Here is a 25,186-nt window from a genome sequence, read left to right on the forward strand (position 1 = left end):
AGGAGTGGGAACGTGGCTCAGCCCGAGACACCGGACGCCAGGATGGTCGAAGCGCTCCGCGCTTCGCTCAAGGAGGCCGACCGGCTGCGGGAGCGGAACCGCAAGCTGACCGCCGCGCTGCGGGAGCCGATCGCGATCGTGGGGATGGCGTGCCGGTACCCGGGCGGCGTGCGCTCGCCGGAGGAGCTGTGGGACCTGGTCGCGGAGGGCGGGGACGGCATCACCGGCTTCCCCGCCGACCGCGGCTGGGACCCCGCCCTCCACGACCCGGAACCCGGCGTCGAAGGCAGGAGCTACACCGCCGAGGGCGGTTTCCTGCACGATGCGGGGGAGTTCGATGCGGGGTTCTTCGGTATCAGTCCGCGTGAGGCGTTGTTGATGGATCCTCAGCAGCGGTTGTTGCTGGAGGGTTCGTGGGAGGCGCTGGAGAGCGCAGGCATCGATCCGGGTTCGCTGAAGGGGAGCCGGACGGGTGTGTTCGCCGGGGTGATGTACCACGACTACTTCGGCAGCTTCGGCTCCGGGAGCATCGTCTCGGGCCGGGTGGCGTACACCCTGGGTCTTGAGGGGCCGACGCTGTCGATCGACACCGCCTGCTCGTCCTCCCTGGTCGCCCTCCACCTCGCCGCCCAGTCCCTGCGCCAGGGCGAGTGCACCCTGGCGCTGGCCGGCGGGGTCACGATCATGGCCTCGCCCGGCACGTTCGTCGAGTTCAGCAGGCAGGGGGCGCTCTCGCCCGACGGCCGGTGCAAGTCCTTCGCCGACGGCGCGGACGGCACCGGATTCGCCGAGGGCGTCGGCGTCCTCGTCGTGGAGCGGCTCTCCGACGCCCGCCGCAACGGGCACGAGGTGCTGGCCGTCGTACGGGGGAGCGCCGTCAACCAGGACGGCGCGTCCAACGGGCTGACGGCCCCCAACGGCCCGTCGCAGCAGCGGGTGATCCGCCAGGCCCTGGAGAGCGCGGGGCTTTCGGCGGCGGATGTGGACGTGGTGGAGGCGCACGGCACCGGCACCACGCTCGGCGACCCGATCGAAGCCCAGGCGCTGCTGGCCACCTACGGCAAGGAGCGGCCGGCCGATCGGCCGCTGTGGCTCGGCTCGGTCAAGTCGAACATCGGTCACACACAGGCCGCCGCCGGTGTCGCCGGGGTCATCAAGATGGTGCAGGCCATGCGCCACGGGGTGCTCCCCAGGACCCTGCACGTGGGCGAGCCCTCGCGGCAGGTCGACTGGTCCGCGGGCAGGGTGGAGCTGCTGACGGAGGAGCGGGCGTGGCCGCAGCCGGACGGGCGTCCGCGCCGGGCGGGCATCTCCTCGTTCGGCATCAGCGGCACCAACGCCCACACCATCATCGAGGAAGCCCCGGCGGACACCGCACCCGAGCAGCCCGAGCGGCCCGAGCAGCCGGGTCAGCCGGAGTCCGGACCCGTGCCGCCCGTCCTGATCTGGCCGCTGTCCGCCCGCGGCCGGCAGGCCCTGCCCGCCCAGGCCGAGCGCCTCCACTCGTACGCCGAGGCGCGGCCGGAGCTCGAACCGGCCGCCGTCGCCCGGTCGCTGGGCACCCGGCGGGCCGTCTTCGGCGACCGCGCCGCCGTCGTCGGCACCGACCGCGCCCAGCTGCTCCGCGGCCTGCAGGCCCTGGCCGCAGGCGAGAGCTCGCCCGCCGTGGTGCAGGGCACCGCGCGCATGGGCGGGCGCACGGCGTTCCTCTTCACCGGGCAGGGCGCCCAGCGGCTCGGCATGGGCGCCGGGCTCCGGGCGGCCCACCCGGTGTTCGCCGAGGCCTTCGACGCGGTGGACGAGGCGCTCGGCACCGGCCTCTCCGGCGTCCTCTTCGGCACGGACGCCGACCGGGCCGACCTGACCCTCCATGCGCAGACCGGCCTCTTCGCCTACGAGGTCGCGCTCTTCCGGCTGCTGGAGTCGTGGGGGATCCGTCCCGACCTCCTCGCCGGGCACTCGATCGGCGAGCTCGCCGCCGCGCACGTCGCGGGCGTCCTCACACTGGGGGACGCGTGCACCCTCGTCGCGGCCCGCGGGCGCCTGATGCAGGCGCTGCCCGCGGGCGGTGCGATGGTCGCGGTCCGGGCGGGTGAGGAGGAGGTCCTCCCGCTGCTCACCGACCGGGTGGCCCTGGCGGCCGTCAACGGCCCCGCGTCGGTGGTGATCTCCGGCGAGCCGGACGAGGTCCTGCGGATCGCGCAGGGCTTCGAGAAGACCAAGCGGCTGAAGGTCTCGCACGCCTTCCACTCGCCGCTCATGGACGGCATGCTCGACGGCTTCCGCGCCGTCGCCGAGAGCGTGACGTACCACGAGCCGCGCATCCCCGTCGTGTCGAACCTGACCGGGCGGCCCGCGGAGAGGGGCCTGCTGTCCGATCCCGCGTACTGGGTCCGCCACGTGCGCGAGCCGGTCCGCTTCGCGGCGGGGGTACGGGCCCTCGCGGACGCCGGCGCCACGCGCTTCGTGGAGCTGGGGCCGGACGCCGTCCTGACCGGCATGGCCCGGGAGAGCGTCCCGGAGGGGACCTTCGTCCCCCTGGGCAGGCGGCAGGGCGAGGAACCGGTGGTGCTGGCGCAGGGCGTGGCCCAGCTGTACGCGGACGGCCTCGCGCCCGACTGGCGGGCGCTGTACCCCGGCACGGCGACGGCGCCCCTGCCCTCGTACGCCTTCCGGCACCGGCGGTACTGGCTCGCGGCGGACGTCCCCCTGACCGTCGGCGCGCTCACCGCACCGGAGGAGCCCGCGGCGGCGGAGGAGTCCGCGGATGCGGAACCCCTCCAGGACCGGCTGGCGGCCGCTTCCCCGGCCGGGCAGGCGGAGCTGCTGACCGGTCTCGTACGGGCCCGCACGGCCGCCGTGCTCGGCCACACCGGCCCTGAGGAAGTCGACCCGGAGACGGGGTTCCTGGAGGCCGGGATGGACTCGGTGTCGGCCACGGAGCTGCGGCACGCGCTCGCCGGCGCGACCGGGCTGACGCTGCCGGCCGGAGTCGTCTTCGAGCACGGCACCCCGGCCGCGCTGGCCGCCCATCTGCGCACCAGGTTCGCCGAAGGCGGGCGGGCGCCCGCCGCGGAGGAGGCCGCGGAGTCCGAGTCGATCAGCGGGCTGCTGCGCCGCGCGGCGGCCGGCGGGAACATGATGAAGGGGATGGCCCTGCTCAACGCCGTCGCCGAGATCTTGCCCGGCTTCTCCTCCGCGGCCGAACTGGGCGGTCCCGAGAAGCCCGTACGCCTGGCGCAGGGCGGCGAGGGCCCCAAGCTGATCTGTTTCCCCTCGCCGATGGCGCTCGGCGGCGCCCAGCAGTACGCGCGCTTCGCGGCGCGCTTCCGGGGCCGCCGGGAGGTCGTCGTGCCCGCCGTGCCGGGCTTCGGCAAGGGCGACGCCCTGCCCCTGTCGGTCGACGCGGCCGTCGAGGTGTTCGCCGAAGAGGTGCGCACCGCGGCCGCGGGCGAGCCCTTCGTCCTGGTCGGCTACTCCTCCGGCGGGCAGTTCGCCCACGCGACCGCGGAGGTGCTGGAGAAGGCGGGCACCCCGGCGCGGGGCGTCGTCCTGCTGGACACCTATCTGCCCGGCGACGACGGCAAGGACGAGCTCTGGCGTCAGATGTTCCAGGGCATGCTGGACCGGGAGTCCTCCTTCGGCCGGTTCAGCGCCGCCCGGCTCGCTGCGATGAGCCGCTACAGCGACCTCATCGCCGGCTGCATGCCCGGTGCGCTGTCCGCGCCCGTCCTCTTCGTCCGGCCGGCGGAGTCGTTCGCGACCGGAGCGGGGACGGACGACTGGCGCGCCTCGTGGGACGGCGAGCACGTGCTCCGCGAGGTGCCGGGCAACCACTTCACGATCCTGGAGGAGTCGGCCGCGTCCACCGCCGCGGCGGTGGACGCCTGGCTGCCCTCCCTCGGCGACTGACACCTCCCATCTGACGAAACGTCATCGGCGCTGTCCGGCACCGCGATCCGCGGTGCCGGACAGCGCCGATGTGCGTCAGTTCGGCCGGAGCGTCAGCAGGCCCGCGGCGAGGAACTCGCCCACCCACCCGTTCAGTTCGGTGCGGATCCCTTCCTCGTCGCCGCCCCAGAGCGGGGCGAGCTCCGCCGCCGCCCGCCCGGGGTCCCAGTCGTTCTGCTGCAGGGCGATCCACATCGACGTGCCCAGCGGCCCGCACCGGTGCCGGATGCCCGTGCGCGGCGAGAACAGGTCCAGCCGGCCGTCGGGCAGGACCCTGGCCATCAGATCCGGCTCGGCCCGTAAGCCCTCCACCACCGCCTTCTGCGGCGGCTGTTCACCGCCGAGGCGGCGGGCCGTTCGGCGAATCGAATGCAACACCATGGATCCTCCCGGCTGGGACGCAACCTGGACGGGCGCCCTCGTGGGTCCGCACCGCCCGTGCGGCGGCCCGCATCGCTCTCGACGCTACCGACGGTCGCCTCCGGGCGGAACCAGGCTGACTGAACTCGGAAGATAGAGGAAACGGGTGCCAGGAGGTAGAGAAACCTCTACTCCCAAGACACCCTTCAGCGTCATTCTTTCGGACCCGCCCGGCTCCTAGCGTTGTCACCAGGTCACGCGGGGTGCGTGACAGTCCGGTGGGGGAGTCTCGGTGCACACACGAGAAGACGTGCGATCAACGACCGCAGTGCGGCTGGAAGCGGTCCGGAAGATCTACGGCAAGGGCGACAACGAGGTGGCCGCGCTCAAGGAACTGAGCATGTCATTCGGCACCGGCACCTTCACCGCCGTGATGGGCCCCTCGGGCTCCGGGAAGAGCACCTTCCTGCACTGCGCCGCCGGCCTCGACCAGCCCACGTCGGGTTCGGTGACGGTCGGCGACGTGGACCTCGCCGGGCTGGACGAGGTGCAGCTGACCAAGCTGCGCCGCGACCGCATCGGCTTCATCTTCCAGTCCTTCAACCTGCTGCCCGCGCTGACCGTGATGCAGAACATCATGCTGCCGCTGAAGCTCGCCGGTAAGCGCCCGAACAGGAACCAGATCCTCATGGTGGTCAACCGGGTCGGCCTGGCCGAGCGGATCAACCACCTGCCGGGCCAGCTCTCCGGCGGCCAGCAGCAGCGCGTGGCCATCGCCCGCGCCCTGGTCACCCGGCCCGACGTCATCTTCGCCGACGAGCCCACCGGCGCGCTGGACACCCGCACCGCCGCCGCGGTGCTCGCCCTGCTGCGCGAGTCGGTCTCCTCCATCGGCCAGACCCTGGTGATGGTCACCCACGACCCCGTGGCCGCCTCGTACGCCGACCGCGTGGTCTTCCTCGCGGACGGGCGGTTCGTCGGCGAGCTGCACCGGCCGACCGCCGAGGCGGTCGCCGCCCGGATGACGCGCCTGGGCGCCTGGGACGACGAGACCCACGAGCCGTCCGCGACGGTGGCTGGGGGCCTGCACTGATGTGGTCCCTGGTCTTCCGTACGCTGAAGTTCCGTAAGACGGGATTCATCGCCACCTTCCTCGCGATGTTCCTCGGCGCCGCGATCGTCATGGGCTGCGGCGGTCTCCTCGAGACCGGCATCCGGATGGCCGCACCACCGCAGCGGCTCGCCGCCGCACCGGTCGTGGTGACGGGCCAGCAGAAGCACGACGGCACCGCGCTCAGCGAGCGCAACCGCATCGACCCGGGCCTGGTCGACACCGTCCGCTCGGTGCCCGGGGTCCGGCAGGCCGTCGCCGACGTGTCCTTCCCCGCGACCGTGCTCACCGGCGGGAAGCCGGTCGCCGGCGGCTCCGGCTCCGCCGGGCACAACTGGGACAGCGCCCAGCTGACCCCGTACGCCCTCAAGGAGGGCGCGGCCCCCGCCCGCAACGGCGAGGTCGTCCTCGACTCGGGCCTGGCCTCCCGCTCGGGAGCCTCCGTCGGCTCCAGCGTCGACCTGGCCGCCCACGGCACCACTCAGAAGTACGTCGTCACCGGCATCGTGGACCGCAAGGGCGGCAGCAGCACGGATCCGGCGGTGTTCTTCTCCGGCGCCGAGGCCCTGCGGCTGGCCGCGACCGACGGGAAGATCGACTCCATCGGCGTGCTGCCCGCACCGGGCACGAGCACGGCCGCGCTCGGCAAGGCCGTGGAAGCCAAGGTCGGAAGCGGTGCCACCGTCCTCACCGGCGAGCGGCGGGGGCTCGCCGAACTGCCCGGCACCATGGCCAGCCAGCAGACGGTCACCATCCTGGCGTCGATCTTCGGCAGCTGGGCGATCCTCATCGTGATGTTCGGCGTGGCCTCCACCCTGGGGCTGTCGCTGCAGCAGCGCCAGCACGAGATGGCCCTGCTCCGCGCCATCGGCACCACCTCCCGGCAGGTGCGCCGGATGATCCTCGGCGAGACCGCCGTGCTGTCCGTACTGGCCACCGTCCTGGCGGTGCTGCCCGGCCGGTACCTCGGCGAGCTGCTCTACGGCCAGCTGACCGGGCACGGCGTCGTGTCGGACGCGGTCGCCTTCCGCGAGGGCTGGATCCCGGTCGCCGTCGGCGCGGTCGCCGCCATCGCCGCGGCCCTGGGCGCGACGCTCTTCGCCGGGCGGCGAGCCGCCCGGACCAAGCCCGTCGCCGCGCTCGCCGAGAGCGCGACGCAGACCCGCTGGTTCACCGTCCCCCGGCTGCTGCTCGCCCTGTTCTTCTTCGCCAACGGCATCCTCCTGTCGATCGTCACGGCCACGGTGATGGAGGACGGGCCGTCCCTCGCGAGCACCGCCGGCCCCGCGTCCGTCCTCTTCGCCATCGGCCTCGCCCTGCTGGCCCCCGGCATCACCAAGGGGATCGTGACCGTGCTGCGCCTGCCGGTCCGGCTGCTGACGGGCCTCTCCGGCGAACTCGCCCTGCACAACGCGGCGACGCGCAACGTCCGCATGGCGGGCGCCGTCGCCCCGATCATCCTGCTGATCGGCATCGCCACCGGCACCCTGTACATGCAGTCGACGGAGGACAGCGTCTCCGCACGCAGCTACTCCAAGAACGTGCTCGCCGACTACGTGGTCGATTCGTCGGCCGGGGGCTTCGGCCCGGGCTTCGTCGAGCAGGTCCGCGGCGTCCCCGGGGTGGCCGGCGCCTCCGAACTGGTCTCCTCGGACGGAAAGGTCGAGAAGAACGGCGGCTCCGACATCGCCCTGCGCGGCGTCTCCGGGGCCGACGCGGACAAGACCCTCGCGGTCGGCCCCGTCGCCGGATCGCTCGACGGACTGCAGGGCAACACCGTGGCCCTGTCGGACAAGCAGGCGCAGAAGTTCGGCGTCCGCGTCGGGGACACGCTGCCGGTCCGTCTCGGCGACGGCACCCGCACCGACCCGAAGGTCGTCGCGCTCTTCCCCGACAACCCCAAGCAGCAGTACCTCCTGCTGCCCTCCGCGGTCCTGGCCCCGCACACGACCGCCGGCCTGCCCGAGCAGATCCTGGTCCGTGCCGACGCCGACGCCGACCGCGGCGCCCTGCAGGCGAAGCTCGACCGGCTCGCGGCCGCCCAGCCCGGCGCCGAGGTGGCCGGGCGCGCCACGCTGACGAGCCAGAACAACCAGATCCAGCAGATCCTGGTCTCGGCGAACTACACGATCGTCGCCATGATCGTCGGCTATGCGGCGATCACCGTGATCAACGCCCTGGTGGCGGTGACCCGGCAGCGCAACCGGGAGTTCGGCCTCCAGCGGCTGACCGGCGCCACCCGCGGCCAGGTGATCGGCATGCTGAGCGTCGAAGGCGGCCTGGTCGCCGTCATCGGCACCGTGCTCGGCACCGTCGCCGCCGCCACGACCATCGTCCCGTACAGCCTCGTCAAGAACGGCACCCCGATGCCCGAGGGATCCATCGGCATCTACCTGGCGATCATCGGGGGAGCCCTGGTCCTCATCTTCGGCGCGACGCTGGTTCCGTCCTGGCGCGGGATGCGCACCCCGCCGATCGAGACGGTGACCAAGCCCGCCTGACCGGACGGCGGCCGGCCGGCCGCCGTTCCCCACGGACGTCTTTCCCGGGCGGTGCACCCGTAGCCGCCCGGGAAAGACACGTCTCCAACGGGCGCTCCACATAGGCGCATTGTGGACACCAGTAGCTTCACATAGCATGCGGATACCGAGACCACCTATCCTGATGAGGACGACCGGGACCTTGACCGACGCTCTCGGCGCCTGGCGCGCCCGGGCCCGCCGCGCGGGCGCCGACATGGCGGTCGGAGCGGCGATCGCGGCCGGATCGATGGCGGCCTTGTCCCTCTTCCTCGTCACCGCCTACTTCGTGATCCTCTTCGTCATCGGCATCGGCGCCGTCGCGCTGCCGATCGTCACCAAGGGCGTCCGGTGGCTGTGCAACCTCAACCGCCGCGCCGCCGGCCGGGTGGGCGTCCCGGTCGCCGTCCCCTACCACCCGGAACCCCCGGAGTTCGAGAAGGACATCGTCGGGTGGATGCGCCGCTGCAAGTGGATCCTCATGGACCCCGCCACCTGGCGCGATCTGCTGTGGCTGCTGCTCAACACCGCGGCCGGGATGATCGGCCTCGTGCCGGCCGCGGTCCTCTACTACGCCCTGGAAGGGCTCGCGGTGGGCGCCGGCCTCTGGCAGCCCATCCTCGACGCGAACGGCAGCGGCCGGTGGTACTGCTTCATCACCGTCGACAGCTGGCCGAGCGCCCTCCTGGCCCTGGCGGCCGCGGGCGGCCTGCTGTTCGCCTGGCTGTGGGTGAGCCGGCCGGCCCTCAAGGCGCACGCCTACTTCACCCGCTTCCTCCTCGGCCCGGCCGAGCGCACCGTGCTCGCCTCCCGCGTGCGGCACCTGGCCGAGACCCGGAGCACCGCGCTGGACACGCAGGCGGCCGAGCTCCGCCGCATCGAACGGGACCTCCACGACGGCGCCCAGGCCAGGCTGGTGGGCCTCGGCTTCACCCTCGGGGCGGTCGAGCGGAACATGGACCGCAAGCCGGAGGAGGCGCGGCGGCTGCTGCGCGAGGCACGCGAGTCCTCCGTCCTGGCGCTGAGGGAGCTGCGCGACCTCGTCCGCGGCATCCACCCGCCCGTGCTCGCCGAGCGCGGCCTCGCCGACGCCGTGCGCGCCCTGGGCATCGACAGCCCGCTCGAGGTCGTGGTGGAGGCGGACGTCCCCGGCGCGCTGCCGGCGCCGGTCGAGTCCGCCGTGTACTTCTCCGTGTCGGAGCTCCTGACCAACGCCCTGAAGCACTCCGGGGCGGACCGCGTCGAGATCGCGCTCCGGCACGAGGGGGACGTCCTGCACGCCCGCGTCGCCGACGACGGCCGCGGCGGCGCCGACCTCGGCGGGGGCACCGGGCTGCACGGCATCCGCCGCCGCCTGGCGACTTTTGACGGAACCCTGGACATCAGCAGCCCCGTGGGCGGTCCGACCGTGACGAAAATGGAGATACCGTGCGCGTTGTCCTCGCCGAAGACCTCTTCCTCCTGAGGCAGGGGCTCATCCAGCTCCTGGAGGCCTACGACTTCGAGGTCGTTGCCGCCGTGGACAACGGCCGGGACCTGTCCGCGGCCCTCGCCGAGCACCGGCCCGACATCGCGATCGTGGACGTCCGGCTGCCCCCGACGTTCACCACCGAGGGCCTCCAGGCCGCGCTGCAGGCCCGCCGCGACATCCCGGGGCTGCCGATCCTCGTGCTCTCGCAGAACGTCGAGCAGATGTACGCCAGGGAGCTGCTGGCGGACGGCACCGGCGGCATCGGCTATCTGCTGAAGGACAGCATCTTCGACAACGACCAGTTCATCGACGCCATCAGCCGGGTTGCGGCCGGTGGCACCGCCATGGACCCCGCGGTGGTCGCCCAGCTGATGGTCAGCCACGCGCGCGACGAACCCCTCGGCGCCCTCACGGCGCGCGAGCGGCACGTCCTGGAGCTCATGGCCGAGGGCTGCTCCAACATGGCCATCGCGCAGCGCCTGACCATCAGCGAGGGCGCGGCGGCCAAGCACATCTCCAACATCTTCGCCAAGCTCATGCTGCCGCAGGACAGCGACAGCAACCGCCGCGTCCTCGCCGTTCTCGCCTACCTCAACGCCTGACCGGCCGTGCGGTCAGTGGATGCGGACCATCCGGACCGGTGAGCTGCGCACCACGTCCGGATGCGGGTCCCCGGGTGCGCGCAGGCCGTAGAGCACGCCCCGGACCTGCAGCGCGCCCCGGTGCCGGGCCCGTACCCTCGCCTCGACCGTCGCCCCGGACCCCGAGGACACCGTCCGGCCGCAGCCGGCCGTGCGCCAGGCGGCCGCGCCGAGCGCCCGCTCCTGGACGCAGGCGCGCAGGTAGCGCGCCCGGTCGTCGTCGCCGTCCCCGCTGATGCGCAGGGCCTGCCCGGCGCGGACGGGACGGCCGGGGGCGGTGATCGCCATCACTCCCTCGGCGGCCGCGGGGCCCGGGGCGAGGGAGAGCGCGGCGACGCCGAGGAGCGCGGCCGCGGCGGCGCGGGGGAGGAGGCGCTTGGGGTCGAGTGTCATGGCCCACCCTTCTGCGATCCGGTCGTTCACATGGAATTTTTCCGGGGAATTCATATTTTCCGCGCCAACTCCCCTTTGAACCACTGTTATTGGTACGGTCCGGGCGAATGAGACGATACGTTCCCGGGAGGCGCCGGCCGTGGACACTTCGCCCTTCTCCGGCCACCCGCCCGGGACCCGTGCGACAGTCCGGAAATAACACTTGCTATATTGCGCAACTGTGAAAGTTGCGAGGTCGTCGCGGGCGCGGCGGCCGGACCGATGGGGAGCACGTATGGGCCGTAGGCGGACCGAGACGCCAGGGAGGGGGACGCGGCGGGCCGGCACGGCACTGCTCGCCCCGGGAGCGCTGCTCCTGGCCGGCGCCGTGGTGGACGAGGCGGCCGGGGCGGGCCTCGGCTGGATCTTCGCCCTCTGCGCCGCGGCCGCCGCCGCCCTCGCCGCGGTGCTGTGCGCCCGCGCCCACGCGTGGTGGGTGCTCGCCGCACCACCCCTGGTGATCGCGGCGGTGGCCGTCGGTGCCCAGCTGGTCGCGGCCCCGGCCGGCCCGGGCGGCGGCACCCTCGCCGCGGCGGTGCACTGGGCCCTCGACACGTTCCCCGCCATGGCGGCGGCGGAGGCCGCGGCGGCGCTCGTCCTGGCCGTGCGCACCTTCCGCCCCGGCCGGGGAAGGAGGGCCTGCCATGCGTGAGCCGTACCGCCGCGAGCCCTACCGGCCCGACGGCCGGACCCGCTCCCCGGGCGGAGGCCGCCCCGGCCGCCCGGCCACCCGCCCGGCACCCCGCAGGCGCCGCGCCGGGCGCCCCCTGCGGCCCGGCCGCGCGGTCCGCATCGCGATCTGCCTCACCTCGGCGGCCGTCATGCTGACCAGCGGCGTCGGCTGGTGCGCGTACCACTGGCTGGACCGCGGGGTGAACACCTCCAGCGCCCTGGACGCCCTGCGCGGCGACGCGCCGCGGGGGCGCGGCGACGCGGTGAACCTGCTCCTGATCGGCCTCGACAGCCGCAAGGACATGAACGGCAACGACCTGCCCAAGGAGTTCGTCCAGGACGAACTGCACGCCGGCTCCAGCGACATCGGCGGCTACAACACCAACACCCTGATCCTCATGCACATCCCGGCCGGCGGCGGCAAGGTGACGGCCTTCTCGATACCGCGCGACGACTACGTCGAGATCGCGGGCGGGCGCGGGGAGCACAAGATCAAGGAGGCGTACGGGATCGCCAAGGCCGAGGCCGAGGAGAAGCTGTCCGCCCGCGGCGTCAAGGGCGCCGAGCTGGAGCACCGCGGCCGCGAAGCGGGCCGCGAGGCCACCCTGGCCACGGTCCAGCGCTTCCTCGGCGTGCCCATCGACCACTTCGCCGAGGTCAACCTGCTCGGCTTCTACGACATCGCCAAGGTGGTCCAGCCCGTCCAGGTCTGCCTCAAGCACCCCGTGCGCGACCGGTACTCCGGCGCGGACTTCCCCGCCGGGCTGCAGGAGCTCGACGCCCGCCAGGCGCTGTCCTTCGTGCGGCAGCGGCACGGCCTGCCCGGCGGCGACCTCGACCGCACCCACCGCCAGCAGGCGTTCCTGTCGTCGGTCACGCACAAGCTCAAGGAACAGGGCGTGTGGAGCGACTTCGGCCGGCTGCAGGGGCTGTTCGACGTGATCAAGAAGGACGTCGTCATCGACAACCGCTGGAACATCCTCGACTTCGCACGCCAGGCCCCCAACCTCACCGGGGGCAACGCCGAGTTCCACACGCTGCCCATCGAGGGGTTCGCCACCCGCAAGGGAGAGGCGGTCAACCTCGTCGACCCGGAGAAGGTCAGGTCCCTGGTCCAGGCGATGACCGGGCGGAAGGCGGGGCAGAAGGCCGGTCAGGGCGACGGCGGGCAGGTCGCCGGTCCCCAGCACCAGGGCGGCGGCCCGGGCGGCACGAAGGGATCAGGGAGCGGCGACGACGCAAAGGGCGGCGGCTCGGCCCCCGTCTCCTCCGACTCCTTCCAGGGCCCGCCGGTGAAGATGGGCGGCGTCCCCTGCGTCGACTGACCCCCTCGGGGAGCGCGCCTACGCCCTCCCCTTGGTGACGACGAGGATCCGCTCGTAGTGCTTCATCTCCTCGATGTCGTCCACGAACGGGCGGATCTCGGCGAAGAACGGCCGGAAGTGCGGCCCTTCCCGGAACCCGTGTTCGTGGTCGTGCACGGACGTCCACTCGATCCGCAGGACGAACCGCTCCGGCTCCTCCACCCCGTGCGCGAGCTCGTAGCCCAGGCACTGCGGGGCCGCGTACAGGTGCTCGGCGGCGGCCGCGTACGCCTTCTCGAAGGCGGCGCGCCGCTCGGGATCGCCGATGCGGTAGCGGATGTACTCGACGGTCACGGGGCCTCCTCTTGCCGCGCCCTGCGTCAGCTGCCGAAGCCGACGTGCACGTGGTCGTGGTGGGTGTCGTCGGAGAAGAACGGCCGCCCCGGGCTCCCGCCGGCCGGCAGGACCGGGCCCCCGACGTTGTACGAGCCGGTGGCAACGGCGTCGCGCATGAACGCCTCGATCAGCGCGCGCGGCGTCGCCCGGTCGACCACCGCCCGGTCGTCGATCCGCCACACGTCGAACGCCCGGCCCGGCGGGTGGTCGCTGGGCCGGTCCGTGCCGAAGACGTTCAGGGGGTGGCCGGAGCGCACGACGCTGACGTCGAAGCGGTAGCGCTCCGCCAGCTTCAGCATCGACCGGAGCACACCGGCGTGCACGCCCCCGTTGCGGATGTCGGCCTCGGCGGCCGAGGGCAGCCGGATCCGCCGCTCGGCCAGCACCCGGCGCGCCTCCTCGGGCAGCGAACCGGCGGCCGGGCCCGGGTCGGCGGGGTGCAGCCCGCCCACCGACCAGGGAGCCCCGGCCGTCGCACCCTGCGCGAGGCGTACGTCCACGGTCGTCCCGCCCGTGACCACGGGCCCGCCGCCCTCGCGCGTCCACTGCCGGCACAGCACCAGAATGCTCGCGGAGTCGGCCAGGATCCCGCCGTACTGGGCGTCGAGCACCTGAACGACGGCCTCGTCCGCCCCGGAGAGCAGCGGGCCGGCCTGCCCGGCGAGCCCGGGCGGCAGCCCGAGCGCCGCCACCCGCTCCCTCGCCTTCTCCGTGCCCCCGGCGCCGCGCCCCCAGGTGCCCAGGGCCTCGACCAGCCGGACGGCGCGCAGCTTCACGTCGGGCCGGATGTCGGAGGCGGCGGGGCGCCAGGCCGCGGGGCGGGGGAGCCCGGCGGCCGGTGACGGCGGGGCGCTGCCCATGGTGTTGCGCGGGGGCGCGGTCCCGCACCCGGACACGCCGAGGACGAGCCCCGCGGCTCCCGCGAGGACGGCCCGGCGGCCCGTCCCCACGGGGCTCGTGGCGGCGGCTGCGGGGCGCGGGTCGCAGGGCATGCGCCGTTCCTCCTCCAGGCTGCGTCCGGCCGGGGCTGGCTCAAGTCTCGGGCCCGGCCGCGGGCGCCGCATCCGGCACTGCGCCACCCGGGAAATACGCTCCGGCAGGCCCGATTCACCGGCCCGGGAGCCGGGTCGCGGGGATCTTGCCCGCCCGCTCCGCCGTCGGCTACCGTCGATTGGTGCAAGGGGAAAGTATCTGAATGTGCGGCAGAAAAGACAGCATGGCGATAACCGGCTCCCGGCACAGGAGAGGCCTATGCCCGCCAGCCAGACCAGCACTCCGTCCCCCACGACACAGCTGATCAGCGTCGTTCTCCCCTGTTACAACGAAGAAGCGGTCCTCGGCCGCACCCACGACCGCATCGCCCGCGCCCTGCGCCCCGCGGAAGGCGTCCGCTACGAGGTCATCTACGTGGACGACGGCAGCGCCGACGCCACCTGGAATCTCATCCGCACGTTCACCCGGGAGTCCCCGATGGTGCGCGCGGTCCGGTTCAGCCGGAATTTCGGCCACCAGGCGGCCTGCCTCGGCGGTCTCAAGGAGGCCCGGGGGGATGCGGTCGTCCTCCTCGACGCCGATCTGCAGGACCCTCCCGAAATCATCCCGGAAATGGTGGCGCGCTGGCGCCAGGGCTGGCGGGTGGTCTCCGCACGGCGCACCGCGAGACACGGCGAGAGCGCCTTCAAGAACTTATCGGCCTTCGCCTTCTACCGGCTCCTGGACAGGCTCTCCGACCATCCCGTGGCATTCGACACCGGGGACTTCCGGCTCCTCGACCGGGAAGTCGTGGACCTGCTCACCGGGCTGACGGAGCGGGAGCTCTTCCTGCGCGGCGCCGTCAGCTGGGCGGGATTTCCCGAGACCGCGATCGAATACCAGCGGGAGGCGCGGGCCGCCGGCGCCTCCAAATACACCCTGCCGAAAATGCTCGCCCTCTCCCGCAGCGCCTTCCTCGCCAGCGGATCCGCCCTCCCGCTGCGGATTCCCCTCTGTACGGGCGCGGCCTCGCTCGCCGGTGCGCTCGTCATGGCGCTGACCCGCCGGGGCCGTCCCAAGGCCCTGCCCCTCGCCCTGTTCGGCGCGCAGTCGCTGGCGGTCGGCGTCGTGGGGGAGTACCTGCACGCCGTCCTGCGGCAGGGGCAGGGCCGGCCCGCCTACGTGATCAGCGAACGGATACGGAGCACGATTCCCGGGGCCGTCCTCGCCTCGGTCGAGGAGGTCGCGTGATGCACACGGACGTCATCGTCGTCGGTGCCGGATTCACCGGCCTGTCCGCCGCCCTGGAGCTCGCGGAGCTCGGCCACTCCGTACAGCTCCTCGAACGCGACCCCGACATCGGCGGCCTCGCGGGAACCTTCGCGGTCGGCGAGCGCCGCCTCGAACGCTTCTACCACCACTGGTTCGCCTCCGACGAGGAAATGCTCCGGCTCTGCGCCCGGCTCGGCATATCCGACCTGATGGAACCCCACCTGACGCGCACCGGCATGTATTACGCCAACTCCGTCTACCGCCTGTCCAAACCGCTCGACCTGCTGCGCTTCGCCCCCCTGCCCCTCGTCGACCGGCTCCGGCTCGGCCTGCTGACCGTGCGCGCCCAGCGCGTGCGGGACTGGCGCCTGCTGGAGCACCGCACCGCCGAGGAGTGGCTCATCTCCCTCGGCGGCCGCCGGGTCTACGACGTCGTCTGGCGGCCCCTGCTGGAGGGGAAGTTCGGCGACCACGCCGCGGAGGTCGGCGCCACCTGGATGTGGACCAAGCTGCACCTGCGCGGCGGCAGCCGCACCCGCTCCGGCAGCGAGACCCTCTACTACCTGCGCGGCGGCAGCGACGTCCTGCTCACCGCACTGCGCAAACGCCTCGCCGACCACGGCGTCGACATCCGCACCGACACCGCGGTGCAGGGCGTCGTCACCGACGGGCGCCGGGTCACCGGCGTGCGCACCGGGGACGGGGAGTTCCACCCCGCCCGCCGGGTCCTGCTCACCGTCGCCCCCGAGCTCGCCGCCGGGATGCTGGAGGAGCAGAGCGACACCCACCCCTCCGTGCCGCCGCTCCTCCGGCAGCTCCGCAGGATCCGCTACCTGGCCAACATCTGCCTGGTCCTGGAGAACAACCGCCCCCTCTCCGACACCTACTGGCTCAACGTCAACGACCCGTCCTTCCCCTACGTCGGAGTGATCGAGCACACCAATATGGACGATCCGGCCCGCTACGGCGGCCGGCACATCGTCTACCTCTCCAAGTACCTCCCGGCCGACGCCGAGCTGTACCGGATGGACGACGAGCAGGTGTTCGAGCACAGCCTGCCGTACCTGCGGCGGATGTTCCCCGGCTTCGACCGGAGCTGGGTCGACGCCCACCACGTGTGGCGCGCCGACCACGCCCAGCCCGTCATCACCCCCGGCTACACCCGCGTCATGCCCCCGGTGCAGAGCCGCGTGACAGGCCTCTACCTCGCCGGAATGGCACAGGTCTTCCCCGAGGACCGCGGCACCAACTACGCCGTCCGGGACGGCCGCCGCGCCGGGCGCCTCATCGCCGACCGGCTGCGCACCGAGCCCGGCGACCGGCACGCCTTCCCCGAGGACACCCACGCCTGAACACGAGGACATCCATGCCTGAGCACGAGGACGCCCATGCCTGAACTCATCTCGCTCGACCAGGCCGAACACCTCGGCATCGACCAGGTCCACGCCCTCTACGAGAAGTACGTCAGCCGCAGCCAGGTCTCGCTCATCGGCTCCTTCGGCTTCGGCCGCGACCTCGTCGACAGCGCCGAGGGGGCCTGGATCACCCTCCGCGACGGCCGGCGCATCCTCGACTTCACCGGCGGCATCGGCGTCCTCAACCACGGTCACAACCACCCGCGCATCCTCGCCGCCCGCGACCGCTTCCGGCAGCGGCGCCGCATGGAGGTCCACAAGAACTACTTCTCGCCCTACGTCGCCGCCCTCAGCCACAACCTGGCCGCACTGCTCCCCGGTGACCTCGACGTCTGCTACTTCCCCAACTCCGGTGCGGAAGCGGTCGAAGGCGCGGTGAAACTCGCGTACAAATACCACGGCGGGCGGCGCGGCACGGTCCTGCACACCGACATCGCCTTCCACGGCAAACTGCTCGGCGCCGGCAGCCTCACCGCCTCGCCCGAGATCCACTTCGAATTCCCGCGGATCCCCGGGACCGACTCCTTCGCCTTCGGCGACCTCGCCTCCTTCGAGCTGGCCCTGGAACGGCACCGCGACGCCACGGGACGCAGCGACGTGTACGCCGTCGTCCTCGAACCCTTCAGCGCCTCCGCCCTCCGCGAGAGCCCGCCCGCATTCCTGCGCGAGGTCCGGCGGCTGTGCACCGAGCAGGACATCGTCCTGGTCTTCGACGAGGTGTACACCGGCTGGGGCAAGACCGGCGAGCTCTTCCACTTCATGCGCTGCCCGGGCCTCGTCCCCGACGTCCTCACCATGTCGAAGTCCTTCGGCGGCGGGAAATCCTCCATCTCCGGATACGTGGCCCGTGAACCCGTCTTCCGGAAGGCCTACGACAACCTCGGCGACGCCACCTTGCACAGCACCACCTACTACGGATTCGGCGAGGAGACCGCCACCGCACTGGAAGCGGTCTCCGTGGCCGTCGAGGAGGACTTCCCCGGCCGCGCCCGCAAACTCGACCAGCTGCTGTCCGCCGGTCTCGCCCGCATCGCCGAGCGCCACCCCCGCCTCGTGGCCTCCACCACCGGCCGCGGCGCCCTCCACGGCGTCTTCCTGCGGCCCGGCCCAGGTATCCCGGACCGCATCCGCACCGCGCTCCCCGCGGCCGCCCGCGACCCCCAGGCCGTCCCCAAGCTGCTCACCGCCGCCGTGATCGCCGCCCTGTACCGCGACCACGGGATCCTGACCTTCTTCGGCTCCAACCGCGACATCGCCCTCGTCGTCTCGCCGCCCCTGGTCGCGGGCGAGGAGGAGACGACCGCCTTCCTGCACGCCCTGGACGCCGTGCTCGCCAAGGGCGCGGCCCGGCTGCTGGCCGCATTCCTCAAGGAGAAGGTGACCGGATGATCCGCGGCGCACTGCGCGCGAGCGGCCTGCGCTCGTACTGGCTGCGGCAGTACGCCTGCCTGGGCGACCCCCGGGCCCGCACCGCCGCCGAGACCCACGTGACCGAGACCCTGAGCACCCTCCCGCTGCCCTACCGGGCCGGCTACGCCCTCGCCCTGCGCCTGCTGCCCGCGGCCTTCTTCGTCGTCACGGGGCGCGGGCTGCGGAGCGCCTCCGCCGCCGAGGGCCGCCGCGGCATGCAGCGGCTGGCCGCCCTGCCGGGCTTCGCGGACGTCGTGCGCTCCGGCACCGCGCTCGCCCTCCTCGGCGCGCTCGACGGCCGCCCCGCACAGCAGCCGACCGCACCCGCGGGGGCGAGCCGGTGAGCCTCCGGTCCTCGCGCAAGGCGCACACCTGCGACAGCGACGTCCTCGTCGTGGGGTCCGGCGCCGGCGGCAGCGTCGTCGCGCGGGAGCTGGCGGCCGCCGGGCGGCAGGTGACCGTCCTCGAAGAGGGCCCGCGCGTCGGCACCGACCGCATCGCCGCCGCCACGCCCGCCGAGAACATGCGCCGCCTCTACCGCCAGGGCGGCCTGACCCCCGTCTTCGGCACGCCCACCCTCGCCTACGGCGAAGGCCGCTGCGTCGGCGGCACCACCGTCGTCAACGGCGGGCTGCTGTGGGACCCCCCGCCCGCCCTGCTCAACCGCTGGGCCGCGGAAGCCGGCATCGGCGGATACCGCGCCGCCGACCTCGCCGGGCACCTCGCGGCCGTCGCGCGCCGCCTCGGCGTCGCCGCCCAGCCGCACGGGGACGGCAACCGCGACTCCCGGCTGCTCGCGGCCGGCGCCGAGCGCCTCGGCTGGCGCTGGCAGCCCTCCCACCGCGCCGTGCGCGGCTGCCTCCACCGCAACCGCTGCACCACCGGCTGCCCCAGCGGCGCCAAGCAGAGCATGGCCGTCAGCTACCTCCCCGAGGCCGAGGCTCACGGCGCGCGCATCGTGCCCGGCACCCGCGTCCTGCGGATCCTGCACGAGGACGGCGAGGCCCGCGGCGTCCTCGCGGCCGGGCCCGGCGGCCGGACGCTCCTCCACCGCGCCCGCGAGGTCCTCCTCGCCGCGGGTCCCCTGCAGACGCCCGCGCTCCTGCAGCGCAGCCGCATCCACCGGGAGACGGCCGGGCGCGAGCTCTCCCTGCACGTCAACCTCCGGACCGTCGCCCGCTTCGACGAGCCCGTCGACGCCGACCGGGGCACCATCTTCACCGCACAGGTCCACCACTTCGCCGACGACGGGGCGCTGATGATGCCGTCGAACGTCACCCCCGGCACGCTCGCCGCCACCCTCGCGAGCCGCCCCCCGCAGCTCCTCGACCGCCTCCTCGCCGCCTTCGGCCTGCTCGGTTCGTACACCACGCAGGTCCGGCTGCAGGGCAAGGCCCGGCTGCGGGCCGTGCCGAGGGGCGGGCTGCTCCTGCGGCACGGCATGACGTCCGCCGACCACAGCCGGCTGCGCGAGGCGTTCCGGCGCACGAGCGAGCTGCTCTTCGCCGCAGGGGCACGGGAGCTGATCCCGCCCGCGGCCGGAGCCCGCCCCCTGCACACCCCCGCGGAGGCGGAGGAGTTCTGCCGCCGCGTGCGCCCCGCCGACTGGGAACTGGTGTCCGTGCACGGCATGGCGTCCGCCCGCATGGGCCTGCCGGAACGCGGCGGCGTCTGCGACGAGCACGGCCGCCCCCACGGCTTCCGGCGGCTGAGGGTGTGCGACGCGAGCGTCCTGCCCGGCGTCACCGGCATCAGCCCGCAGGGCACCGTCATGGCGTTCGCCCACGAGATCGCCGAACGCTTCCTGGACGCCGGGGCGGGGTGCCCGTGACGGACCCGGCCACGCGGGCACCGGCCCCCGCGCAGCAGGGCGGCGGGAGCACCGCCCCGATGTTCACCCCGGCCGCCGTCGCCGCCTCCTGCGCGGGCTTCGTCCTCATCGGCGCGCTCCAGTCCCTGTACGGGCCCGCGATCCCCGCCCTGCGCGAGGAGTTCGGCCTGTCGCCCTCCGCCGCGGGGCTGGGGCTCAGCGCCCACTTCGTCGGCGGCGTGACCGGCGTCCTGCTCTTCAACCGCGTCCACGGGCGCACCGGCAACCGCGTGCTCCTCGGCGCTTCCTACGCGCTGATGGCCCTCGGCAGCGCCGCCTTCGCCTTCGCCCCGGTCTGGCCGGTCGCCCTCGTGGCCGCGCTCGTCACCGGCCTGGGCTTCGGCGGCATCGACTACGGGCTCAACCAGCTGTTCGCCGTCGGCTTCGGCCGCCGCAGCACCGCCATGCTCAACGTCCTCAACGCCCACTTCGGCATCGGCGCCGTCGCCGGTCCCGCCCTGATCGGCCTGCTCGGGCCGGACCGCTACCCGGTGGTCTTCCTCGCCTTCGCCGCCCTCGCCGCCTCCCTCGTCCTCTTCCTGAAGGGCGTCGGCAACAAGGACCCGGCCGCGGCCGGCGCGGCCACCGGCCCCGGCAGCCCGCCGCAGGCACCCGGGCGAACCGGCCGGGCGGTGCTGCTCCTGGGCGCGTTCGTCCTGCTGTACGTGGTGCACGTGGGCGTCGAGGCGGGCGTCGGCGGCTGGGAGCCCACCCACCTCGAAACCGTCGGCTACGGCGCCGCCACGGCCGCCTCCGCGACCTCCGTCTACTGGCTGATGCTCACGGCCGGCCGGTTCCTGGTCGTGCCCCTGGCCGTCCGCCTGTCCGAGCCGGTGATCGTCGTCGTCAGCTGCGCCGGCATGACGGTCTGCGCGGCGGCGGCCGCCCTGCCGGGCCTCGCCCCCTACGCCTACGCGGGCGTGGGCCTGTTCATCGCGCCGGTCTTCCCCACCGCCCTGCCGTGGCTGGGCCGCACCGTCCCCACCGCCCGCCGCGCCGCGGCCTACGTGATCGCCGCGTCGATGGTGGGCGGCGTCGCCGCGGGACCCGCGCTGGGCAGGGCGATCGAGCTGTCGGGCGTGCGGGCGGTGCCACTGGTGCTGTGCGGCATGACGGCGGTCTGCACGGTGGCCGCCCTGGGCCTCGCCCGGGCCACCCGCTCGCCGCGGCCGGACCCTCCGCTCGCCCGTGCGAGTGATATATAGCCGACCGGTGACGGTGTAGAGCCGCCGCCGGCCCTGCGGCGCGCGACGATGCCGGGGCGGGGGTTTCGTACGCATCCGCCCCGGCCTTGAACCGTTTCCCCTTGCGTGGAGGTGCCGTGTACACCACCGAGCCAGTCGCCAACACCCTTGCCCCGTCTCCCCAGGAGGACCAGCTGGCCGAGGACTACGCCAGCGTCCTCGGCACCCTCTCCCGCATCGACGAGGCGGTGCGCGAAGGCGCCTGGCAAGGGGTGCGCGACGAACTCGACCAGCTCATCAGCGCCGCCGAGGACATGTGGTCGACCCTGACCGACCCCGACCCCAGCGCCGATGACGCGGACGCCGACCGGCGCCGCTTCCCGGTGACGGCCGACCCCGCCACGGTCCGCCGCTTGGTCACCACCTACGCCGAGCCCTACCCGATCGGCCGCCTCCTCTACCCGTCCAACGGCGCCACCCCACCCGAACTCCGCCCCCGCCCCGCCGCCGAGGACGCCGCACTCCACGACGCCCGGCCGGAGGCGTTGACCTGACCCACCGGCATTTCCGGACGACGGCGGCCCCCGTGGGCCGCCGTCGTCGCATTTAAAAAACTTTTTGCCGAAGTGAAACCCTTTGCGGCATACTGATCATTCTCCCCCCACTTCATCGACCACCCCCCTTTTTTCTTTCTGTGTGAGGGCCCCTGCCCCATGGGCGTCTTTCTGCGTGCCCTGCGTGCACTCGTTCTGCTCGCGGGTTTCTATCTCCTGTGCTTTGCCGTACTCGGCGTCTTCGCCGGAATCGGTGCCGCCGCTTATTGGCGGGGGGTAAATCCCCTCGCCCTCAAAATCACCGTCGTCCTCGCGCTGCTGGCGTTCCCCGTCGTCCGGGGAATGCTGCTCCTCCGCACGCCCAAGGACGACGGCGAGGACGGGCTGTCCGTCGCCGAGGCCCAGCAGCCACGGCTGTGGGCCGCCGTCCGCGAGGTGGCCGGCGCCGCCGGCACCCGCACGCCCGACGAGATCCTCCTCACCGGCGACGTCAACGCCGCCGTCACCGAGAACGCCCGCCTGCTCGGGCTCCTGCCCGGCCGCCGCCGGCTCTACCTCGGCACACCCCTGATGACCGGCCTCGACGAGGCACAGCTGCGCGCCGTCCTGGCCCACGAGTTCGGCCACTACGGCCATGCCGACACCCGCCTGTCCGCCATCACCGCCCGCGGCCGCCACGCGATCGCCCGCACCGTGAACGCCTTCACGGAGAAGGCCGAGCAGCAGGCCGAGAAGGAACGGCTGCGGCAGGAGAAGGCCGCCGCCAAGGCCGTGCGCAAGGGCCGGAAGGCCAAGGAGATCGACACCTCCGGCGCCGGGTGGACCTACCGCCGCATGGGCAAGCTCTTCATCGCCTACGGCCTGTTCGCCCTGCGGGCCACCCGCAGCGACGGCCGCCGCCAGGAGCTCGCCGCCGACCGGCTCGCCGTGCGGATCGCCGGCCGCGACGCCACCGCCTCCGCCCTCCGCGAGACCGCCGTCCTGGCCGCCGCCCACGACTTCTACCTCCGCGGGTACGCCACCTGCGGCATACCCGCCGGCCTCCTGCCCCCGTACGGCCAGTTCCACGGCGGCCTGGCCCGGCTGCTCGCCGAACCCGCCCGCCAGGCGGAGCTCGACGAGCTGCGCCACGACCTCCCCGCGGGGGAGCCCTCCCCCTACGACGCACACCCGCCGACCGCCGAGCGGATCCGCCTCATCGAGGCCCTGCCCGACGACGGCCGCGGCGGCCACCCCGCCGGGGCCGCCCTGGACCTCCTGCACGACCCCGGGCGCGTCCTCGCCGAGCTCGAAGCGGCCACCCTCACCGAGGAGGCCCTGCACATGCGCCGCGCGGACTGGCCCGAGCTCGTCCACCTGGGCATCCGCGCCCGCCACGAAGCCGACGCCGAACCCCTGCGGGACGCCCTCGCCCGGGTCGCCGGTGGCCACACCGGCCTCCACGCCCTCCTGGACGCGGCCGACCGCGGCGCCCTGTGGCAGATAGCCGACGGCCTCCCCAAGTCGCGGACGGCCGAGCAGGCCAGTGGCCGGGCCGCACGCGAATTCCTGCGCCCCGCCCTGCTCGACGCCCTCTCCAGCCTCGTGCTGCTGGAGCTCGCCGACGCCCGGATGGCCTGGTGGGAGATGTCCTGGGCCGAGAGCGCGCGCCTGCGCCTGCCGGACGGGTACGACACCTGGCTGCAGCCGGCCCTGGAGGCGCTCGTCGCCGACGTCCCGGACACCGCACCACTGCGCCGGCTGCTGCCGCAGGCCTCACCCGCCTGACGCCCCGCCGGCCACCCCCCACCCCCCTCTTCTCACGAATCGAGCCGAACCCCCGTGGCACGACTGCTGCCCCTCCTCGTCATAGCCCTCGGCATCTTCTTCTGGTACAGGTCCCGCAGGAGCGCCGCCGGCCGTCCCGGGGCCGCCGCTTCCTCCGCACCGGGCCTGTCCAAGGAGGCCGCCGCCCTCGGTCTCCTCCCGCAGGACCGGCAGGTCGCCGACCGGCTGATGCGCGATCCGCAGATCGACGGCGCACGGGAAGCGGCGGAGCGCGGCGCATGGGAGCCCGCCGCCGGGGCCATGGCCGCCATCGGCCGGGACTGGGAGCGCCGCACGGCGCTCGTCATCGCCCTCGCGCGCGTGGCGGCCGAGGAGGACGCCTGGCTGACGGCCTGGGAGGCCGCGTGCCCCGGCGACCCCGGCGCCGCCGCCGTCCGCGCCCGCTCCACCGTCTTCCTCGCGTGGGAGCTCAGGGGCGGCAGCTCGGCGAAGGAGACCTCCGCCGAGCAGTTCGAGGGCTTCCACCGCGTCCTGCTGCGGGCCCGCGAGGACATCGCCCGGGCCGTGGAGCTCGACGCCGAGGACCCCTCCCCGCACGTCTCCGACCTCTGGGCCGGCCTCGGCCTCGGCTACCCGCACGCGTACGTCGACGAGCTCTGGACCGAGATCACCACCCGGGCGCCGTTCCACTTCGAGGCGCACTACGGCGCCCTCCAGTACTGGTGCGCGAAGTGGCACGGCTCGGCGGAGCTCGCCCGCGACTTCGCGGACAAGGCCGCCTCCGGCGCCCCCGCCGGCACCCTGCTGCCCGCGCTGCGGCTGATCGCCCACTTCGAGCACCTGGACCGGCCGCTCAACGGCAAGCACTACGGCACCCCCGAGGTCACGGCCATGACCGACGCCGTGCTCGCCGACCTCCCGGCCGTCCGGCCCGACCACCCGCGCCTCGCGGAGGTCCGCCACCTGCTCGCCTTCTTCCTGGTGCAGCAGAAGCGCCACGCGGAAGCCCTCGAACAATTCCGTGCGGTAGACGGGTACGTCGGCGCGCTGCCCTGGGACTACTTCGGCAATCCCGCGAAGTTGTACTGCGATTACCGCGAACGAGCCGTTCAGGGCGCCCGGTAGTCACGCGCCGTTCAACCGGGACGCATCCTCCTGCGGCCCCGGCACAACCGAATGAAGAAGCAGAGCCCAATCCGTTTCCGGCCTTGCGCAGCGTGAACTCATCGCTGCCGTCGGCCACTTGACGGATTGGGCTCAGTTGTCTTGCCGCTGCCCGGTTTACTGGGCAACGCTCGGAACCAGCCGGTCGGGCGCTGGAGCGCACCCGCGATGGATCTGGAGGAGAAATGACGACAGCGCCGTACGGGCGGGAAGAACTCCCCTTCGGCCAGGACGGCGTCGTGCCGGCCGTTCTCAAACCGGGTGACGGAGTGCAGCGGCTCTGGGGGAAAGGATCCCTGGTCACCGTGAAGCTCACGGCCGAACAGACCCGGGGCGCCATGGGAATGACGCATTTCGCGGCGAAGCTCGGCGAGCGCTCCCCGAGCCACATCCACACGCTCGAGGACGAGATCTTCATGATCGGCAGCGGTGGCGTGCGCGCCACGGTGGGCGACCGCACCGAACTCCTCGAAGGCGGCAGCGTGCTCTTCCTGCCGCGCGGAATTCCGCATTCGTATCTGGTGGAGAGCGAGACGGCCGACCTCTACGTGCTCACCTGCCCCGGCGGATTCGAGCGCTTCTTCCTGGAGGGCGGATACCCCGTGCACATGGGGGCCGACGCACCGGTCGGCGACCGCTGGTCCGTCGAGCGCACCCACGAGGTCGCAGAGAGGCTCGGCCTCGGCATCACCTGGGGCACCTGACCGGCGCAACCACTCGG

General features: G+C 73.4%; 21 protein-coding genes. 17 read left to right on the top strand and 4 right to left on the bottom strand.

Going from position 1 to position 25,186, the window contains the following annotated elements:
* Positions 1-12: 12 nt before the first annotated feature.
* Positions 13-3,912: a type I polyketide synthase gene (locus tag AS857_RS03955; protein WP_058041687.1), complete on the top strand. Its 3,900-nt coding sequence runs from the start codon at positions 13-15 to the stop codon at positions 3,910-3,912.
* A gap of 75 nt (positions 3,913-3,987) precedes the next feature.
* On the opposite strand, the gene AS857_RS03960 is transcribed toward AS857_RS03955, so the two are convergent.
* The gene (locus AS857_RS03960; RefSeq protein ID WP_245699573.1) at positions 3,988-4,332 is read right to left on the bottom strand and encodes a PqqD family protein; all 345 of its coding nucleotides are present in this window, start codon (positions 4,330-4,332) and stop codon (positions 3,988-3,990) included.
* A gap of 271 nt (positions 4,333-4,603) precedes the next feature.
* On the opposite strand from AS857_RS03960, the gene AS857_RS03965 reads away from it, so the two are divergent.
* The 4 genes from AS857_RS03965 (at position 4,604) to AS857_RS03980 (ending at position 10,014) form a co-directional block, all read left to right on the top strand.
* On the top strand, positions 4,604-5,404 hold the full coding sequence (locus AS857_RS03965) for an ABC transporter ATP-binding protein (RefSeq protein WP_058041689.1): 801 nt from the start codon (positions 4,604-4,606) through the stop codon (positions 5,402-5,404).
* Positions 5,404-7,923, top strand: a complete 2,520-nt coding sequence (locus tag AS857_RS03970) for an FtsX-like permease family protein (protein WP_058041690.1) — start codon at positions 5,404-5,406, stop codon at positions 7,921-7,923. The genes AS857_RS03965 and AS857_RS03970 overlap by 1 nt, the downstream gene beginning before the upstream one ends.
* A 163-nt stretch (positions 7,924-8,086) precedes the next feature.
* Positions 8,087-9,406 carry a sensor histidine kinase gene (locus AS857_RS03975; protein ID WP_058041691.1) on the top strand — a complete coding sequence of 440 codons (1,320 nt, stop codon included), beginning with the start codon at positions 8,087-8,089 and terminating at the stop codon, positions 9,404-9,406.
* Positions 9,370-10,014 (top strand): response regulator, encoded by a 645-nt coding sequence (locus AS857_RS03980; protein ID WP_058041692.1) that lies wholly within the window; start codon positions 9,370-9,372, stop codon positions 10,012-10,014. The genes AS857_RS03975 and AS857_RS03980 overlap by 37 nt, the downstream gene beginning before the upstream one ends.
* Positions 10,015-10,026: 12 nt before the next feature.
* Here AS857_RS03980 and AS857_RS03985 read toward each other — a convergent pair whose 3' ends face one another.
* Positions 10,027-10,446 (bottom strand): hypothetical protein, encoded by a 420-nt coding sequence (locus AS857_RS03985; RefSeq protein WP_063804176.1) that lies wholly within the window; start codon positions 10,444-10,446, stop codon positions 10,027-10,029.
* A 274-nt stretch (positions 10,447-10,720) separates the two neighbouring features.
* On the opposite strand from AS857_RS03985, the gene AS857_RS03990 reads away from it, so the two are divergent.
* Together AS857_RS03990 and AS857_RS03995 are read left to right on the top strand one after the other, a co-directional pair.
* On the top strand, positions 10,721-11,137 hold the full coding sequence (locus tag AS857_RS03990; protein ID WP_058041694.1) for a DUF6542 domain-containing protein: 417 nt from the start codon (positions 10,721-10,723) through the stop codon (positions 11,135-11,137).
* A complete protein-coding gene (locus AS857_RS03995; protein WP_079110044.1) occupies positions 11,130-12,482 on the top strand; it encodes an LCP family protein in 1,353 nt (450 codons plus the stop codon). The genes AS857_RS03990 and AS857_RS03995 overlap by 8 nt, the downstream gene beginning before the upstream one ends.
* A gap of 18 nt (positions 12,483-12,500) precedes the next feature.
* Here AS857_RS03995 and AS857_RS04000 read toward each other — a convergent pair whose 3' ends face one another.
* On the bottom strand, positions 12,501-12,815 hold the full coding sequence (locus AS857_RS04000) for a putative quinol monooxygenase (protein ID WP_058041695.1): 315 nt from the start codon (positions 12,813-12,815) through the stop codon (positions 12,501-12,503).
* 26 nt (positions 12,816-12,841) lie between these two features.
* Positions 12,842-13,849 (bottom strand): hypothetical protein, encoded by a 1,008-nt coding sequence (locus AS857_RS04005; protein WP_058041696.1) that lies wholly within the window; start codon positions 13,847-13,849, stop codon positions 12,842-12,844.
* 259 nt (positions 13,850-14,108) lie between these two features.
* Between AS857_RS04005 and AS857_RS04010 the strand changes: the two genes are divergently transcribed.
* The 10 genes from AS857_RS04010 (at position 14,109) to AS857_RS04055 (ending at position 25,169) form a co-directional block, all read left to right on the top strand.
* On the top strand, positions 14,109-15,080 hold the full coding sequence (locus AS857_RS04010; RefSeq protein ID WP_058041697.1) for a glycosyltransferase family 2 protein: 972 nt from the start codon (positions 14,109-14,111) through the stop codon (positions 15,078-15,080).
* A complete protein-coding gene (locus AS857_RS04015) occupies positions 15,080-16,453 on the top strand; it encodes an NAD(P)/FAD-dependent oxidoreductase (protein ID WP_058041698.1) in 1,374 nt (457 codons plus the stop codon). The genes AS857_RS04010 and AS857_RS04015 overlap by 1 nt, the downstream gene beginning before the upstream one ends.
* Positions 16,454-16,489: 36 nt before the next feature.
* Complete coding sequence (locus AS857_RS04020; protein WP_058041699.1) at positions 16,490-17,905, top strand: aspartate aminotransferase family protein; 1,416 nt, start codon at positions 16,490-16,492, stop codon at positions 17,903-17,905.
* Positions 17,902-18,270 (top strand): hypothetical protein, encoded by a 369-nt coding sequence (locus AS857_RS04025; RefSeq protein ID WP_058041700.1) that lies wholly within the window; start codon positions 17,902-17,904, stop codon positions 18,268-18,270. Before AS857_RS04020 ends, AS857_RS04025 begins: the two co-directional genes overlap by 4 nt.
* Entirely contained in the window at positions 18,267-19,757 is a 1,491-nt protein-coding gene (locus AS857_RS04030) for an FAD-dependent oxidoreductase (RefSeq protein WP_058041701.1), read from the top strand. The genes AS857_RS04025 and AS857_RS04030 overlap by 4 nt, the downstream gene beginning before the upstream one ends.
* A 59-nt stretch (positions 19,758-19,816) precedes the next feature.
* Entirely contained in the window at positions 19,817-21,001 is a 1,185-nt protein-coding gene (locus AS857_RS04035) for an MFS transporter (protein ID WP_058042091.1), read from the top strand.
* A 116-nt stretch (positions 21,002-21,117) separates the two neighbouring features.
* The gene (locus tag AS857_RS04040) at positions 21,118-21,534 is read left to right on the top strand and encodes a hypothetical protein (protein ID WP_058041702.1); all 417 of its coding nucleotides are present in this window, start codon (positions 21,118-21,120) and stop codon (positions 21,532-21,534) included.
* 159 nt (positions 21,535-21,693) lie between these two features.
* Complete coding sequence (locus AS857_RS04045; RefSeq protein WP_058041703.1) at positions 21,694-23,301, top strand: M48 family metallopeptidase; 1,608 nt, start codon at positions 21,694-21,696, stop codon at positions 23,299-23,301.
* 54 nt (positions 23,302-23,355) lie between these two features.
* Positions 23,356-24,426: a hypothetical protein gene (locus AS857_RS04050; RefSeq protein ID WP_058041704.1), complete on the top strand. Its 1,071-nt coding sequence runs from the start codon at positions 23,356-23,358 to the stop codon at positions 24,424-24,426.
* A 224-nt stretch (positions 24,427-24,650) separates the two neighbouring features.
* Positions 24,651-25,169 carry a cupin domain-containing protein gene (locus AS857_RS04055; protein ID WP_245699574.1) on the top strand — a complete coding sequence of 173 codons (519 nt, stop codon included), beginning with the start codon at positions 24,651-24,653 and terminating at the stop codon, positions 25,167-25,169.
* The last annotated feature ends 17 nt before the right edge of the window (positions 25,170-25,186 follow it).

Origin of the sequence: Streptomyces roseifaciens, from assembly GCF_001445655.1 — a bacterium.
In the GTDB taxonomy this organism is placed as follows: Bacteria; Actinomycetota; Actinomycetes; order Streptomycetales; family Streptomycetaceae; genus Streptomyces; species Streptomyces aureoversilis.

Coding starts and splice junctions, on each gene's coding strand:
- AS857_RS03960 (WP_245699573.1), bottom strand. CDS start 4,332: ATGGTGTTGCATTCGATTCGCCGAACGGCCCGCCGCCTCGGCGGTGAA.
- AS857_RS03970 (WP_058041690.1), top strand. CDS start 5,404: ATGTGGTCCCTGGTCTTCCGTACGCTGAAGTTCCGTAAGACGGGATTC.
- AS857_RS03975 (WP_058041691.1), top strand. CDS start 8,087: ATGAGGACGACCGGGACCTTGACCGACGCTCTCGGCGCCTGGCGCGCC.
- AS857_RS03985 (WP_063804176.1), bottom strand. CDS start 10,446: ATGACACTCGACCCCAAGCGCCTCCTCCCCCGCGCCGCCGCGGCCGCG.
- AS857_RS03990 (WP_058041694.1), top strand. CDS start 10,721: ATGGGCCGTAGGCGGACCGAGACGCCAGGGAGGGGGACGCGGCGGGCC.
- AS857_RS03995 (WP_079110044.1), top strand. CDS start 11,130: ATGCGTGAGCCGTACCGCCGCGAGCCCTACCGGCCCGACGGCCGGACC.
- AS857_RS04005 (WP_058041696.1), bottom strand. CDS start 13,849: ATGCCCTGCGACCCGCGCCCCGCAGCCGCCGCCACGAGCCCCGTGGGG.
- AS857_RS04010 (WP_058041697.1), top strand. CDS start 14,109: ATGCCCGCCAGCCAGACCAGCACTCCGTCCCCCACGACACAGCTGATC.
- AS857_RS04015 (WP_058041698.1), top strand. CDS start 15,080: ATGCACACGGACGTCATCGTCGTCGGTGCCGGATTCACCGGCCTGTCC.
- AS857_RS04020 (WP_058041699.1), top strand. CDS start 16,490: ATGCCTGAACTCATCTCGCTCGACCAGGCCGAACACCTCGGCATCGAC.
- AS857_RS04025 (WP_058041700.1), top strand. CDS start 17,902: ATGATCCGCGGCGCACTGCGCGCGAGCGGCCTGCGCTCGTACTGGCTG.
- AS857_RS04035 (WP_058042091.1), top strand. CDS start 19,817: ATGTTCACCCCGGCCGCCGTCGCCGCCTCCTGCGCGGGCTTCGTCCTC.
- AS857_RS04045 (WP_058041703.1), top strand. CDS start 21,694: ATGGGCGTCTTTCTGCGTGCCCTGCGTGCACTCGTTCTGCTCGCGGGT.
- AS857_RS04055 (WP_245699574.1), top strand. CDS start 24,651: ATGACGACAGCGCCGTACGGGCGGGAAGAACTCCCCTTCGGCCAGGAC.